Origin of the sequence: Nonomuraea sp. NPDC059023, from assembly GCF_042740095.1 — a bacterium.
In the GTDB taxonomy this organism is placed as follows: Bacteria; Actinomycetota; Actinomycetes; order Streptosporangiales; family Streptosporangiaceae; genus Nonomuraea.
Map to the genome: position 1 here is coordinate 175,392 of NZ_JBHYIO010000019.1, position 14,742 is coordinate 190,133.

Genomic DNA, 14,742 nt, shown 5'->3' on the forward strand with positions numbered 1-14,742 from the left:
CTTACGGCTTGGTCGTGGAGTCGCGGCCGTCGGCCATCCGGCAGGCCGGCTTCGCCGCAGGCGGCGGTGTCTCGTCGTTGAGCACGAGCACCTCAACCGTGTAGCAGTGCCACGCGCCGGGATTGAGCTTGCGCTCGACGTACGGCGGCGCCTGGTTCGCACGCAGCCAGACGATCTCCCGCGTGCTGGTGACGCGGTAGGCCTGGAAACCTGACATCGACGAGGCGTCGTCGAAATCGACCTTGATCCGTCCGCGGGCCGGGCTCGTGACGGTCACGGGGATGGAGTGAAAGCGGGACGTGGGTTTGGGCTTGGGGGCTGCCGGCTCGGCCGGGGGCAGGCCGTACCAGATGCCGCCGGCCGTGGACGCCAGCAGCGCCGTGACCAGGCCCGCGAAAACAGGCCACCGTCTGCGGCGGCGCGGGGGCGGCTCGGCGGGTGCTTCGGGGATGGCCGCCGTCGGACCGCTGGTCGTGAGCGTCTCGGGGGCGACGGCACCAGCCGGGGGCACGGGAAGGGCCTGAGGGGTGGGGAGGGCCTGGGGCAGGGCGGGCAGAGAGGGCAGCGGAGGCGGCGCGTCAGGTGGCAGCCCGTCGGCGCCGCCGAACAAGCGGGCCAGGTCGTTCGCCGAAGGCCGCCGATCGGGCTCTTTGGCCAGGCAGGCCGCGATGACGTGCCAGTGGTCGCCGTCGATCTCGGGGGGCCGGGCCGGACGGTCGTTGAGATGGGCCTGTAACAGTGCGGCCGACGTGTCGTGTGTGAACGGCCGCCGCCCGGCGAGTAACTCGTAGGCCATCACTCCCAGCGCGTACACGTCCACGGCCGAGGTCGGGGGACGGCCCAGCGCGACCTCAGGCGCCAGGTACGCGTGCGTGCCGACGAAGGTTTCGTGCTTGGTGATGTTCTGCCCGTCGGCGACGTGGGCCACGCCGAAGTCGGTCAGTTGCCCCCAGGGGGCGCCGCTGCGCCAGGTGACCAGCACGTTCTCGGGTTTGACGTCGCGGTGCACGACGCCCGCCGCGTGAATGGCCGCCAGCGCCTGAGCCACGTGGCCGAGCAGGGTGACGGACTTCTCGCGGTCGAAGGCGCCGCGGGCGAGGGCATCGCGCAGGTTCTCGCCGGACACCAGCGCCATGACGATGGCCAGCATGCCGCCGCCGGAGATGATGTCGTGAACTGGGACGACGTGCGGGTGGTCGATCGACGTCAGCACCATGCCCTCGCGGACGAAGCGGGCGACGGCGGCGCGGTCGGAGGCGTACTCCTGCCTGAGCACCTTGATGGCGACGAGATCACCGCCGGGGCCGCGGCGGCCCTGCCACACCTGGCCCATGGCGCCCTGGCCGATGAGCTTCTCCTTGACGTACTCGCTGCGCAGCGGCATGGGCTCGGGCAACGGAGAACCTGACGGAGGCAGGGTGGGCAGCTTGGCCGGATCTCTGTCCAAGGTGGTCGTGTCCTCAAAGGAAGCCGAGACGTGCCCCTGGGGCACAGCGGTCGTACTATAACCAGCCGGACTCATCGGACAGTCGCCAATTCATCTAGTGGAACGTGAATTGGTATACGTCTCCCAGGCAACACCAGGATCCCTCGTCCAGCGGGCCACAGACCGCGGGGCGCCGGCAGCTTGAGGTCGAACAACTCCCCGTCCACCGGTGAGGCCGGGGCGAGCAGCAGCCCGGTACGCGCCCGTCGCACCGTGGCGAGCCACCCTCGGTAGCGCTGAAGCTGCAAGTCGTCGGTGGTCCCCGCGGCCACGAGCACGTTCCCGGTGTCCCGTGCGGTCCTGGCCAGGTCCTCAAGCGCCATGGCGCCGCGGCCGTCGCCGATCAGCTCCGCGTCGTCCACGAGCACCGCGCAGGGGCCGGGTAGCGTCGCCAGCACCTCGTCGAGGCTGTCCGGCTCGGCCGCGCCGGACAGCACGGCGGCCACACCGGGAAGTCCCGCCAGCTCACACAGCGGCGAGGTACGTGGACACACCAGCACGAGCGGCCGCATGGCGATCGAGCGGGCCACGGCCAGCAGCGCACCGCTGCGCCCGGTCCGGGGCGGCCCCGCGACCAGGAAGCGATTCCCCAGAGCGGCCAGGTCCACATCCACGGGGGCCAGCTGATCACCGCCGGCGCCGAGCGTGCACACGGCAGGCCCGGAAGGGCGAGCGGCGACGCGAAGCCGTTCCAGCTCGTCGGACCTGATCGACTCCGGCAAAGGATCGACGGTACGCGGCAGGGTCTCGGCGGGGAGGCCATCGGCGCTCCTGAACGGCCCCTGAGAAGGCAGCGCGATCTGCGTCTCGACCATGCCAGGGATGATGATCGTTCGTCCTTCCGGCATGGAGGCAGGCAGGTGGCGGGGGGTCACTCCGTACACGGCGGTGTCGTCGGGATCGGCGTGGCGCAGCACCAGGCGGGTCGCGACCGCGCCGGACAGCCGTTGAGTGAACCCGGAACGATCGCCGGCGATCACCACGCCGACGCCGACGGAAGGCCCGTGCCGTAGCAGCCCGTCGAACAGGTCCATCAGCCGCCCGGCGTCGGTGTCGGCGTGGCGGGCGAGGAAGGCCTCGTAACGGTCCATGATGAGCAGCAGGTACGGCGGCGCGCCCGCACCCCCTTCGGCGAGGGAGCGCTGGCGCCGCCCGATCTCGGCCGTCAGCAAGGCGAGCACCCTCTCGGTCCGGTCGATGTCCTCGCCGTCCACGTAGGCGCCGCAGTGCGGCAGCTCGCCCAGCTCCGCCAGCGCCCTGTTGCCCTGGTCGAGGACGTACAGGTGCAGCTCGGCGGGGCTGTTGCGGCGCGCCAGGCCGAGCGCCAGGGTACGCAACGCCGTCGACCGGCCGCTCCTGGCCATGCCCGCGATCAGCACGGTCCCGCAGGCCCGTACGTCCAGGACGTACGGCACCTGCACCTGGCGGTCCGGATGGTCGGCCAGCCCGATCGGCACGGCCATGGGCCCGTCATCTGGAGACGGCGGCAGCTCGTCCGCGGCGACCAGGGCGGGCAGCGGGGGCAACCAGGGAGAGGCGGGCGCCGTGGCGCCGGAGCGTCGCGCGGCCTCCTTGACGGTGGCGACGAGCACCTTGAGATCGGTCTCCTTCCCTTCTCCTTCGTCGTTCCGCGCGGCATCGGCGGGCGCACATCCCAGCGTGGCGACGTCCCTGGGGGTGACCGTCACCTCACGGTCGGCGGACGCCGCACGTGGCCCGCCGACGCGGGCGGCCTGGAACAGCGCCAGGTCGGAGTGACCCGCCCGCAGATATGCCCGGCCGGGGTGGTGGCGGGAGAGTCTGGCCGCGTCCGGCACGTCGATCACGTCGCCGCTGTCGGCGGCGCTGGTGACGCGGAGGCAGATCCGCAGGTTGAGGTTGGCCCGAAGGTCCGCGCTCACCGCCCCGGCAGGCCGCTGGGTGGCGAGTACGACGTGCACGCCGAGACTGCGGCCGCGCATCCCGATGCCGGCGACGCCGGTCACGAACTCGGGCACCTCCTCCACGAGTGACGCGAACTCGTCGATGAGAATGACCAGCCGCGGCAACGGTCGGCGGCTGACCGCCCAGTAGTCCTCGATGTCTTTGGCCCCGGCCTCGGCCAGCAGCTCTTCTCTGCGGCGCAGCTCGGCTCCGAGCGAGTCCAAGGCCCGGGTGACCAGGTGCCCGTCCAGGTCTGTGATCATGCCGGCGCAATGCGGCAGGTCCCGGCACTCGGCGAAGGCGCTTCCGCCCTTGTAGTCGACGAGCACCATGGACAGCCACTCGGGCGAGTTCGACACCGCCAGGCTCGCGATCAAAGTCTGCAGGAGCTCCGACTTGCCCGCGCCGCTGGTGCCCGCGATCAACATGTGCGGCCCGTCGCGCTTGAGGTCGACGGTCACCATACCTTCGGCGTTCGTGCCGAGCGTCACCTCACTGCCGCGACCCGCCGTCCAGCCTCGCTCTATCGCCTCTGCGGACGGATCGGCGCCGAGTCCGAGCAGGTCGAGCAGGCGTACGGAGTCGGGCAGGTCGGCTTGGGCGCCCCAGCGCGCACCGAGTACGCGGATCGGTGCGAGGGCGTGTCCCAGCCGGTCGGCGTCGTCGGTTGTGAGGCGGTCGAGCAGGACGGAGTCCGCCGCCAGGTCGTGCCCGCGCACCTGGGCACGGGTGCCGGAACGTCCGGTGACGACGACCGTCGTACGGCATTCGTCGGGGAGGTGGTTCTCCTCGGTGTCCAAGCAGATGGCGTACACACCTGACTCGGGGCCCTCCACGAACAGTTCGGTCAGCCCTGGCACGGAGCGCAGGCGGCGGGCCCCGTCGGCCAGCACGACGAGACGGCGGCCGGCGGGCGCGCTCGCCCGCAGCGTGGCCCGCTGCTCGGCCTGCCGGCCAGCGATGACGCGGCGGAGCTCAGCCACCCGGGCGGCAGCCTGGTCGGCGCCGACGGCGATCATGCGGCGGCAGGCGAGCTCAGGCGTGTGCGGCAACGCGTGCGGCAGCCAGGTGGCCCACTCCCACGCGGCGGCCTCGTCGGCGCCGGTGATGATCACCAGACCGACGTCGTGCGGGGCGTGGAGCGTGGCCAGATGGGCGAGCACCGCCCGGGCCAGGGGTAGGAGTTGCTCCCGAGGGCCGGCGAGGCCGAGCACGCCCGCTTCCTCCAGGGAGACGGCGACGGGCACGTACTCGATCACCGGGACCTCCGGCTCCTGATCGCCGTCGGCACCGGTGAACGTGACCGCTACCGGTCGCGCCGCCAGGCCGACCCGCAACCGGAGGAAGTCGGGATCGGCCGGGCGGCGTTCGTAGAGCCTGCTGGTGGGCGCGGCGGCGATTCTGAGCAGGCGGCACGGGTCGGGGAGGGCCTCGCGCGCGGCCCGCCCCTGCTCGGTGGCGGCCGTGGAGAGGGCATCGCCGAGTTCGGCCAGCTTCCGGTCGTGTTCGGCGGTGGCCGTCCGATGCTCGCTGCGGCCACCACGCCGGTCGCTGATCAGGTTCGCGACCACCAGGACCGGCGAGAGAGCGGCGAACACCAGGAAATAGGCGGCGCCGGGAAAGACGAGATACGCGACGCCCGCGAGCACCAGCGGAAGCAGGATCGCGATCAGAGGGAAGCGTACCGCGCGAGGAGGCTGGGGGCGGCGTGGCACGGTGAGGCGGAGCGGTGCGCTTCTGGCCGGGAGCCTGGGCGGGCGGTTGAACAGAACCCAGCCGTCCTCCCGTACCGGTTGCAGCGGGGCGTCCGCAGGGTCGACGGCCCTGATGGTGAGGACCGTCTCGCCCATGCCGAACAGCTCGCCCGGCGCGACCTGCGCGCACGTGCCCAACCGGAAACCCCGCCAGGCGACGCCGTTGCGCGAGCCGGCATCGGTCAGTTCGGCCGAGGCGTCGTCTCCCAGAGTCACGGTCGCGTGGTGGCGGCTGATCTCGGGGTCCGCGAGCACCAGCGCGTTGTCCGCGGATCTGCCGACCGTCGTAACGGTCCCCGGACGCAGCGGGGCCGTGCCGGCGCCGCCGGCGCCGCCGACCACCGCCACCTCCAGACCGTCTCCCACAAGCTCTTCGGCGCCCGTCTCATTGGTCGCGGTCAAGGCCGCGCCGACGGGGAGACAAGCGCGGGCGAGCGTGACCGGCTCCGGAAGCTCGTGCCCGCCGGCCCGATGGAGGCGGGCGCCGGCCCTCAGCCCCAGAGCGGCGGCGAGGTCGCCGATCGTGGCCTGCGCTGCCGCCTGCAGCACGAGCGAGGTATCCCGCCCGTCCGCCCTGAAGCGAATCTCCCTTTCCATCACGCTCAGTCCCGTCCGGTCTCTCAGCTACCGGCCTGTTCCAGCGCGTCCGCCCTGCGGCGGATCTCGGTCGCCGCCTCCTGCAGGGCCGCGGACAGCCTCCTGAGAGTCGGCTCGTACTCGCCGCTCCACGAGGTACGGAACCGGTCGGCGGCACCGCCGCGCCAGTACGTGCCGGCCAGTTCGTTGCTCAGCTCGCGCAGGAGGGTGTCCACGGTGCCCGCCTGCCGCTGGAAGCTGCTGTTGAGCGCGTGGAGCTGGGGAATCTCGCCGCCGATGATGGTCATGACCTCTCCTCGGTTCGTGGGGGGTTATGAGCACCGAGGCTAGGAGCGCCGCCGTGGACGGCGGAATGGGAATGGGTCCCTATCGACGCAGCAGCAGGAGGTCGTCGCGGGTGATCAGGCGGCGGCTGATCGCGTACTCGGCCAGGTTGGCGAGCGCGTTGTGTCCCATCAGATTCGGTACGCCGGCTGACGTCAGCCGGGTTCGCAGGTACTCGATCCGCTTGACCAGGGTCGTACGCCGCCAGCCGAGCCGGGCGGCGGCCGAGGCGTAGTCCTTGGGATAGGGGTCGTACCGTGGCGGCTCCTCCAGATAGCCGCGGAACAGCGCCACCATCGCCAGCCTGTCCTGGTCGTTGACCATGACCTCGTCGCCGATCGCGGTCGGCAGGGTGTCGCTCGGCATGGGCAGGATCTCAAGAACTTCGACCGGCGCGGGAGGCGGGGTCAGCAGCAGGTCGTGTGCCCGCCTCGTCCCGTCGACCAGGATCTTCGTGGGCTCCTCGATCGCCCGCCGCCTTCCTGGCGCGAGGACGCTGCGCAGGCCCAGCTCGTCCGCGAGGGTCAGCTTGCACGCGCTCGATCGGTTGGTCAGCCACCAGGTGTCCTTCTCGCTGCCGACGCTTCCCGCGATCCGCGAGATGCCCAGGTCCTCAGGGTCGAGACAGATCGTGCATTCCCGGTCGCGGCCGAAAGTGAGCTGCTGGCCTTGGGCCACCTCCACGACCTGGCCACCACTCTCCACGCGCATCGGGGCCATACCGCTTCTCCTCATTGTGGTTCGGATTGGGGAGCCATCCCTATGCCGATTCCCCCCGGCAATGCGGCGAATAGCCCTATTCTCGGACCTCCCCCGGCTCCACCGCAGGAGGATGCTCATGTCCGGCTCCCCCAAGCCGTCCCCACTGGTCCGGCGCGTCTCAGCGGAGCGGCTCCGTCTGTTCTCCACCCGCACCACGCTCAACCGCGTCCTGCTCGGCGCCGTCGTCGTGGCGCTGATCGTGGGATTGGGCTTCGGCACCGGCTACACGACCTCCAAGGCCGCGTTCGGCGACGGCATCGCCTTCCTGGCCAAGGGCGACACCGCCGCGCGGATCAACGCCCTGAGCAACGAGGTCGACGCCCGCAGCGCCGAGAAGCTGGCGAAGGACGGTGAGAAGCTGGAGGTCGTCCAGGTACGGCCGGACTCGCTCTGGGTCGTCAACCACGACACCGGCACGGTGACGCCGCTGGCCACCGACACGCTGAAGGCCGGCGACCCGATCGAGAAGGGCGCCTCCTCGAAGGACCGGCTCAAGCTCGTCACCGGCGGCGGGCAGACGTACCTGCTGGACTCTGGCACCGGCAGGCTGGAGAAACTGGACGGGTCACGGGGCAAGCCGGCTCCCGTAGAGGTGCCGCCGGTGACGGACGCGGTGGCCGACTCCGACGGCAAGGTCTGGGCGTACACCGCGAAGACGGACGAGCTGCTGGAGATCGTCGACGGCGCGTTGAAGGACCGTCAGCTGGTGGGCGGCTCCGGCGCGGCCGTCACCCTCACCATGGCGTCCAACCTGCCGGTCCTCTACTCCAGCGACACCGGCAAGGCCTCCATGTACGACACGGACGGCCTGCGCCGGGTTCTGGAGCTGGGCGCGAGCCACGGCTTGGTCTCCCAGCCGAGCACGACCTCCAGTGTGGTCGCCGTCGTGATGCCGGAGAGCGGGACGCTCGTCACGGGCGACTTCCAGAGCCGGCGGGTCGACAGCGTGACCCTGAACGGGCGCGCCCGCGCCGAGTTCGACCGGCCCGTCGTCCACCAGGGCAAGGTGTACGTCCCGGACCACTCCGAGCGCCAGGTGGTGATCGTTGAGGTGTCCGGTGGCAAGGTCAAGGTGGAGCCTGTGCCGAAGGGGCCCGGCAGATTCCAGATCACCGCTCGTGACGACCGGGTGTGGGTCAACGACCAGAGAAGTCCCATCACGCTGTCGTTCGACGTGAACGGCAAGCGTTCCGAGATCGACGCCGGCGACGCCGACGGAGCCGAGGACAAGCCGCTGCCGACCCCGAAGCCGACCCCAAGCTCACCTCCGACGCGGGCCGTGCTACCCCCCGTGACCACGGAGACCGGCCAGCCGCGCAAGCCGCAGTCGAAGGTCGTCGTGCCGTCACAGACCCCGAAACCCAGCATGGTCACCGTGCCTGTTCTGACCGACATGCAGTACGAGAAGGCGTGTGAGCTGATCGAACCGGAGCTGCGCTGCGTCAAGCTGCCGAGGGCGGAGAGCAAGGCGGAAACGGGCGTCGTCCTGGACAGCTCGCCGCAGGCAGGTGCACGGGTTCCGCAGGGCAGCGCGGTCAAGGTCTACTATCGCGGGCCGCTCACCGTGCCCGACGTCACGGGCGTCCCTGCCGACAAGGCGTGCGAGTCCCTCGTGGAGACCGGGCTGCGGTGTGGCAGGAAGCCCGCGACGGAACCGGCGGCGGCGAAAGACCAGGTAAACGTGGTGCAGAGCCAGAGCCCCGCCGCGGGGTCACCTGTCAGCACCGGCGCCGAGGTCACCGTCGTGTTCCCCGACAAGGTGAAGGTCGGTACATACACCGGCCTGCCGGTCGCACAGGCCTGTGCCGCCCTGGAGCAAGCCGGCCTGGTGTGCAAGCGGCAGGAGACTGGTCCCGGCGTCCCCACCGAGGAGGTCATGTCGCAGACCCCCGCACCGGGGACCGGCCTGGCGCCGGGCTCCGAGGTGACCCTTGCCTACCTGGGCCCGCCCGTCGTGCCGGACGTGATGAACAAGACGCCCGAGGAGGCGTGCGCCGCGATCCGGGCCGCCCATCTGGAGTGCGCCCCGAACCCCGGAGCGCCAACCCTCGAGGTGAACAAGGTCTTGCGACAAGACCCCGCCGCCGGCGCCCGCCACCGCGCAGGCACCGCCGTGAGCATCCTGTACGGCGGCACCGCACCGGTACCACTGAACCGCTTCAAGGCCCCCAGCCCCAAGCGCGGCAACGATCTGTCGCCCGGTGGCGGCGGACCGGCCGGGTGGAGCCCGCAGTCCACGATAGGACGGGTCTATCTGGCCGAGGCGGCAGGCAAGGTCGAAGGCCTGCACGTCATCAACCGATTCCGCTGCGCGAACGCCTGCGGCGAAGAGGGCCACTACTACTTCACGGCCAACTCCTCGGGACCGTCCGGATATACCGCGGAGGGCCCGGCGTTCGCGTGCTTCGCCAGCCCCGTGCCCGGTACTGTGCCGCTGCGGGCGCTGTTCCACACGAAGGTCGTCACGTGGGCGTGGGCCCCTGAGGGCAGCGCCGAGTTCAGCGCGTTCACGCAGGGCGGGTTCGGATCCCCTCACGACTTCCCGGTCTGTCATGTGTGGCCTCGGCCTTAGATTTCCTGCCGCGCTGAGAGGCGGGCGGGCGACGGCATATCCGGCGAAGGCCACGAACAGTCCGCCGGTGCGGTCGCCCGGCGGCGCCGTCACCTCCTGGATCAGGGAGAACACGCTCACCATGGGTGGGTGCGTCAGGCCAGCGGCGCCACCTGAGCCACGATCAGCGCGGGCCGGAGGAGACCGTCGTCTGTGCTGTAGTCGGCCCAGACCAGCACGTCGAAGACGATCAACGTGCACACGAGCAGCAGGTCGGCCGCGCGCGGATGCCTGCCCAGCCACCGCCGGAACGTAGCGCTGGGTCCGTCATGGGAGGCACCAGCACCGACTTCGGTGGCGTATCCAAAGACACCCGGCCGTGTCATCTCCTCCTGCAGCCTGTCCCGAGGAACGCCCTCACGACTGAATTCCCACGTCAGATCCACTTCTAGGGTCGAACAGACGTGAGAAAGGGCCGATCCCATGAAAGAAAGACGTCGACCACGATCCTGGCCGCGGCGGCGACCGCAAGGCCGTCGTGCAGCGCCACCTGGACGAGCTGAACGTGGACGGCCCGCTCGGGTACCGCGGGTGTGGGGCAAGAAGGCGCCGATGCCGAGCACCTGCTGTCCAGCCTGTCCGCTAGCCTTCCGGCGCCCGCCCCGCCCTCAGCCCACCACGCCATCAAGGAACACCATGCTCATCCAAGCCGTCTCACTCACCCTCAGCCTCGCCCTGGCGCCGCCGCCCGCCGTCACCTCCGAGCGCGGGGCGCTGAGGCCGCTGGTGGAGCTGTCTCTGGAGAGGGTACGGCTGGCCGACAAGGTCGCCGCGGCCAAATGGGGCACCACCCAGCCGATCGACGACCCCGCCCGTGAAAGGCAGGTGCTCAGCGACGTCGCCGCCAGATCCACCACCCTCGGCCTCGACCCCGCCGTAACCACCCGGATCTTCCGCGACCAGATCGAGGCCAGCAAACTCGTCCAGCGCGCCCTGCACGCCCGCTGGCGGTCCCACCCCGGTGAACAACCCACCGACCGCCCCGACCTGGCCAAGGAGGTCCGCCCCCACCTCGACCGGATCACCGGCGAACTGCTGCTGGCCATCAAGGGCAGCGAACGCATCCGCGAGCGCCCTTCCTGCCGGCGCAAGCTGAACAGAACCACGACGAAGGTCATCGATGACCAGGACCCCGGCACGCTGCGCACCCGTGGCCTCACCCGCGCCCTGGCCACCTTCTGCGAACGCCGGCCGATAGGTCCAAACGTCCGGGTGGCACACGCATCGAACGGTCAGATCGCGGGAGGTGACACATCCGCTCACCCGGGCGCCGATCTGCGGCGGGCCCGGTCGAAGCATCCATCGTTCGGCTGATGGTGTGGCCGTCAGGTCGATGCCGCGGCTCAACCTATCGAGTGGCCGCCGGAGCGATCCGTACCGGCGCCTCCCCCGGCATTCTCGTCGTGTCCGGGAAGGAACGAGTGCGGAGGAGGCGGGCAGATGCCGGTCATCGAGGTAGGCAACCTGCACAAACGGTATCGGGGCAAGGTCGCGGTGGAGGACGTGTCGTTCGCTGTGGAGAAGGGTGAGATCTTCGGCATTCTCGGCCCCAACGGGGCGGGCAAGACCACCACCGTGGAATGCGTGGAGGGGTTGCGCAGGCCGGACGGCGGCACGGTCCGCGTGCTCGGGCTGGACCCGCAGCGTGACAACGACCGGCTGCGTAGCAGCGTGGGGGTGCAACTGCAGGAGAGCGAGTTGCCCGAGCGGCTGAAGGTCTGGGAGGCACTGGACCTGTACGCCTCCTTCTACCGCGACCCGGTGAAACCGGCGAAACTGCTCGGGGACTGGGGACTCACCGACAAGCGGAACACTCCGTTCGGGAAGCTGTCGGGCGGTCAGAAACAGCGGCTGTTCATCGCGCTGGCGCTGATCGGCAATCCGGAGATCGCGGTGCTCGACGAACTCACCACCGGGCTCGACCCGCAGGCGCGCCGGGGCGCGTGGGACCTGATCGAGGAGATCCGGGAGCGCGGGGTCACCGTCATCCTGGTCACCCATTTCATGGAGGAGGCCGAACGGCTCTGCGACCGGATCGCGGTGTTCTGCGACGGCAGGATCGCCGCGCTGGACAGCCCCGCCGGCCTGGTGGCGAAGGTGGAGGCTGAACAGCGCGTCCGGTTCCGCCCCTCGGTGGCGCTGCCGGACGGGCTGCTCAGCGATCTTCCCGAGGTGACCGACGTGCGTACGGCGGGCGATCAAGTAGTCGTGGCCGGCAACGGCCAGGTACTCCAGGCCGTCGTCTCCACGCTGGCCCGCCACCGGATCATGGCCGCTGACCTGCGTGTGGAGCAGGCCACCCTGGAAGACGCGTTCGTCACGCTGACCGGCCGCAGGTTCGAGGTCTGAGAGGTGGCACGGATGCGCGCGCTGCGGAAACTGACCGTCACCGAGTTCAAGCTTTTCGTCAGGGCACCGGAGTCGGTGTTCTTCGTGCCGGGCCTGCCGTTGTTGCTGGTGGTGGTGTTCGGCGTCATCCTGAACCCGGCCGGCACCCCGGAGGCGATGCGGAGCTCGTTGCTCAACTACTTCCCCGCCATGGTGCTGGTGCTGACCCTGGCCATCATGTCCATCCTGATCATGCCGTCCACCCTGGCCGGCTACCGGGAGAAGGGCATCCTGCGCCGGCTGGCCACCACACCGACGAAACCGGCGATGGTGCTGGTCGCCCAGCTGATCGTCAGCGGTGGCATGGCGCTTGCGACGCTGCTGCTGGTCACGCTGACAGGCAACCTGACGTTCGGCTGGACGATGCCGAAGAACGTCACGGGAGTCGTGGTGGCGTTCGTGCTCGGCGTGCTGGCGCTGCTGGCGCTCGGGCTGTTCGTGGCCTCGATCGCGCGAACCGGCAACGCGGCCACCGGCATCGGGCTGTTCGTCTTCTTCCCCAGCCTGTTTCTCAGCGGAGTTGCCATGCCGACCGAAGCCATGCCTCCCGGCATCGCCCGGATCAGCGAGTACACCCCGCTCGGAGCGACCATGCAGGGACTGCGGGACGCGTGGAGCGGAGACTTTCCCGCAGCGAGCCACTTGATCACCCTGGCCGTCCTCGCCGTGGCGTTCGGCATGATCGCAGTCAAGCTGTTCCGATGGGAGTAGACAGGGGAGCCCGATGAGACCAGACCGCTTCGTCCGGCTCGTCAGCCGGGGCACGGCCACCGACCTCCGGGATCGGTGGCTGTTCCCGGCGCTGGGCGCTGCCGGGCTGGTCGTGTCCGTGGTGTTCGACCTGCTCACCGCGCCGGTCGACGGCCGGCGTACGGCGGGCACGCTGGGCCTGGCCGCGCTGGCACTGGGCTGGCTCTCCCTTTCGGCGTGGCTGCTGCCCAACCGTGCCGCGCGCCCCCGGCTGGTACTGGTCTTCTACGCCGGGCTGCTGGCCATCAGCACGCTTCTGGTGATCAGGAGCCCGGCGTTCTTCGCGTTCTCCTGGATCGGTTACCCCTACGCGTTCGCGATGTTCTCCGCGCACGCGATCCTGATCGCGGTGACGGTGACGGCGATCGGCCAGTACGCCACCCTGCTCGCCGTCGGCGTACCGGATGACGTCCTGGTCTACATCCTGCCGATCGGGATCTTCGTACCGGTGGTGGTGGCAGGCTGGATCGCCACGGTCGAGGACAGCAGAAAACAGCAGGCCAACCGGCAGCTCGAATCCGCGCTCGCGGAGAACGCCGGTCTGCAGGACCTGCTGGTCGTACAAGCTCACGAGGCCGGCCAGATGGAGGAACGGCAGCGGCTGGCCGGCGAGATCCACGACACCCTCGCCCAAGGTCTGACCGGCATCGTCACCCACGTACGGGCGGCCCAGCAGTCCGCGGGAGAACCCGAGCGGTGGCGCTTCCACCTCGGCCGAGTCGAGTCACTGGCCGCCGACAGCCTCACCGAAGCCCGCCGCTCGGTGCAGGCGCTGCGTCCCGGCCAACTGGAGAACTCCCACCTGCCCGAGGCGGTGTCCGGCATGGCCCGGCGCTGGTCGGAGTCTCATGAGGTGCCGATCACGGTGGAGGTCACCGGAGACCCCATGCCGCTGCCGACCGCCATCGAGATCACCCTGTTCCGGGCCGCGCAGGAGGCGCTCACCAACGTGGCCAAGCACGCGCGGGCGACCCGGGTAGGGCTCACCCTGTCCTACCTGGGTGAGGTGGTGCTGCTCGACGTGCGCGACGACGGCGTCGGCTTCGATCCCGCCGCGGTACGGCAGGCGGGCTTCGGGTTGGAGGCCATGCGCCGGCGGCTGCATGCTGTGGGTGGCAGCCTGGAGGTGGAAAGCGTGACCGGAGACGGCACCGCGATCAGCGCGAGCGTCCCGCAAGCAGCCGCGGAGGACCGGCCATGACCGCCGGCCGCCCGATCCGGCTGCTGATCGTGGACGACCATCCCATCGTACGGGAGGGCCTGCACGCGGCGTTCAGCAAGCAGCCGGACTTCACCGTGGTCGGCGAAGCAGGCGACGGTGAAGAGGCCATCGAGCGGATCGCCACGTTGCGGCCGGACGTCGTGCTGATGGACCTGCGCATGCCGAAAATGGACGGCGTAACCGCCATCCGGCACCTGCTCAAGGGCGACCGCCGGTTGCCGATCCTGGTGCTCACCACGTTCGACTCCGACGCCGACGTACTGCCGGCCGTGGAGGCGGGCGCGGTCGGCTACCTGCTGAAGGACGCGCCGACCGCGGAGTTGCTCGACGCGGTACGCGCCGCGGCCGAAGGCAAGTCGGTACTGTCGCCGTCCATGGTCAGCAGGCTGATGAAGCAGATCCGCAGACCGGTGCCAGGTCCGCTGAGCAGGCGCGAACTGGAGGTGCTCAAACTGGTCGCGGACGGCGCGTCCAACCGGGAGGCGGCGAGCAGGCTGTTCATCAGCGAGGCCAGCATCAAGACCCATCTGGTGCACATCTTCAACAAGCTCGGCGTACGCGACCGAGCCGGCGCGGTCGGCGAGGCCTACCGCCGCGACCTATTCGACTAACCACCACCAGCCTACTCAGCGACGTACCCATGGCGCGTACGGAGACCGACGAGCGACGTGAACGTGCGACGGTCATCACAGAAAGCCCGACGTAGTGCTGCCCGATCCGCGCCCGCCCGGTCTCAGCGGCGCGCGGGTTCCTCCGGCTGCCGGCCGAGCGGATACCGTCGATGCGCGTGCCGACCGGACCGGTGCACTGCTTGGTGACCGCCGTTTCCCCACTCGGAGACGGCCTGTAGAACCTGGGCGCGCTCGGTAGGCGCCAATCCATACCGCGCCGTGGCCGTCCAGACGAGCGAGGAGCGCCTTGGGGC

Annotated in this window: 11 protein-coding genes; 6 read left to right on the forward strand and 5 right to left on the reverse strand. The window is 70.3% G+C overall.

The annotated features are described in order from the left end of the window. Position 1: 1 nt before the first annotated feature. The 4 genes from ACFWYW_RS30455 to ACFWYW_RS30470 form a co-directional block, all read right to left on the reverse strand. Positions 2–1,396, reverse strand: coding sequence for a serine/threonine-protein kinase (locus ACFWYW_RS30455; RefSeq protein WP_379619013.1), 1,395 nt, complete (start codon positions 1,394–1,396; stop codon positions 2–4). Between the two features lie 122 nt (positions 1,397–1,518). Next, positions 1,519–5,760: an FtsK/SpoIIIE domain-containing protein gene (locus tag ACFWYW_RS30460; protein ID WP_379619011.1), complete on the reverse strand. Its 4,242-nt coding sequence runs from the start codon at positions 5,758–5,760 to the stop codon at positions 1,519–1,521. Positions 5,761–5,783: 23 nt separating this feature from the next. Further along, a complete protein-coding gene (locus ACFWYW_RS30465) occupies positions 5,784–6,047 on the reverse strand; it encodes a WXG100 family type VII secretion target (protein WP_379619009.1) in 264 nt (87 codons plus the stop codon). A gap of 79 nt (positions 6,048–6,126) precedes the next feature. Beyond that, a complete protein-coding gene (locus ACFWYW_RS30470; RefSeq protein ID WP_379619007.1) occupies positions 6,127–6,804 on the reverse strand; it encodes a hypothetical protein in 678 nt (225 codons plus the stop codon). A gap of 118 nt (positions 6,805–6,922) precedes the next feature. Here ACFWYW_RS30470 and ACFWYW_RS30475 point away from each other — a divergent pair, with 118 nt between their 5' ends. After that, entirely contained in the window at positions 6,923–9,418 is a 2,496-nt protein-coding gene (locus ACFWYW_RS30475) for a PASTA domain-containing protein (RefSeq protein ID WP_379619005.1), read from the forward strand. Positions 9,419–9,552: 134 nt separating this feature from the next. Here the strand turns inward: ACFWYW_RS30475 and ACFWYW_RS30480 are convergent, their stop codons facing one another. Next, positions 9,553–9,783: a hypothetical protein gene (locus ACFWYW_RS30480; protein WP_379619003.1), complete on the reverse strand. Its 231-nt coding sequence runs from the start codon at positions 9,781–9,783 to the stop codon at positions 9,553–9,555. 310 nt (positions 9,784–10,093) lie between these two features. Here ACFWYW_RS30480 and ACFWYW_RS30485 point away from each other — a divergent pair, with 310 nt between their 5' ends. The 5 genes from ACFWYW_RS30485 (at position 10,094) to ACFWYW_RS30505 (ending at position 14,428) form a co-directional block, all read left to right on the forward strand. After that, the gene (locus tag ACFWYW_RS30485; protein ID WP_379619000.1) at positions 10,094–10,771 is read left to right on the forward strand and encodes a chorismate mutase; all 678 of its coding nucleotides are present in this window, start codon (positions 10,094–10,096) and stop codon (positions 10,769–10,771) included. A gap of 126 nt (positions 10,772–10,897) precedes the next feature. Continuing rightward, positions 10,898–11,806, forward strand: coding sequence for an ABC transporter ATP-binding protein (locus ACFWYW_RS30490; RefSeq protein WP_379618998.1), 909 nt, complete (start codon positions 10,898–10,900; stop codon positions 11,804–11,806). A 12-nt stretch (positions 11,807–11,818) separates the two neighbouring features. Next, positions 11,819–12,556: an ABC transporter permease gene (locus tag ACFWYW_RS30495; protein WP_379618996.1), complete on the forward strand. Its 738-nt coding sequence runs from the start codon at positions 11,819–11,821 to the stop codon at positions 12,554–12,556. A 13-nt stretch (positions 12,557–12,569) separates the two neighbouring features. Further along, complete coding sequence (locus ACFWYW_RS30500) at positions 12,570–13,796, forward strand: sensor histidine kinase (protein WP_379618994.1); 1,227 nt, start codon at positions 12,570–12,572, stop codon at positions 13,794–13,796. Continuing rightward, a complete protein-coding gene (locus tag ACFWYW_RS30505) occupies positions 13,793–14,428 on the forward strand; it encodes a response regulator (RefSeq protein ID WP_379618992.1) in 636 nt (211 codons plus the stop codon). The genes ACFWYW_RS30500 and ACFWYW_RS30505 overlap by 4 nt, the downstream gene beginning before the upstream one ends. Positions 14,429–14,742 lie beyond the last annotated feature (314 nt).

Coding starts and splice junctions, on each gene's coding strand:
- ACFWYW_RS30460 (WP_379619011.1), bottom strand. CDS start 5,760: ATGGAAAGGGAGATTCGCTTCAGGGCGGACGGGCGGGATACCTCGCTC.
- ACFWYW_RS30465 (WP_379619009.1), bottom strand. CDS start 6,047: ATGACCATCATCGGCGGCGAGATTCCCCAGCTCCACGCGCTCAACAGC.
- ACFWYW_RS30470 (WP_379619007.1), bottom strand. CDS start 6,804: ATGGCCCCGATGCGCGTGGAGAGTGGTGGCCAGGTCGTGGAGGTGGCC.
- ACFWYW_RS30475 (WP_379619005.1), top strand. CDS start 6,923: ATGTCCGGCTCCCCCAAGCCGTCCCCACTGGTCCGGCGCGTCTCAGCG.
- ACFWYW_RS30480 (WP_379619003.1), bottom strand. CDS start 9,783: ATGACACGGCCGGGTGTCTTTGGATACGCCACCGAAGTCGGTGCTGGT.
- ACFWYW_RS30485 (WP_379619000.1), top strand. CDS start 10,094: ATGCTCATCCAAGCCGTCTCACTCACCCTCAGCCTCGCCCTGGCGCCG.
- ACFWYW_RS30490 (WP_379618998.1), top strand. CDS start 10,898: ATGCCGGTCATCGAGGTAGGCAACCTGCACAAACGGTATCGGGGCAAG.
- ACFWYW_RS30495 (WP_379618996.1), top strand. CDS start 11,819: ATGCGCGCGCTGCGGAAACTGACCGTCACCGAGTTCAAGCTTTTCGTC.
- ACFWYW_RS30500 (WP_379618994.1), top strand. CDS start 12,570: ATGAGACCAGACCGCTTCGTCCGGCTCGTCAGCCGGGGCACGGCCACC.
- ACFWYW_RS30505 (WP_379618992.1), top strand. CDS start 13,793: ATGACCGCCGGCCGCCCGATCCGGCTGCTGATCGTGGACGACCATCCC.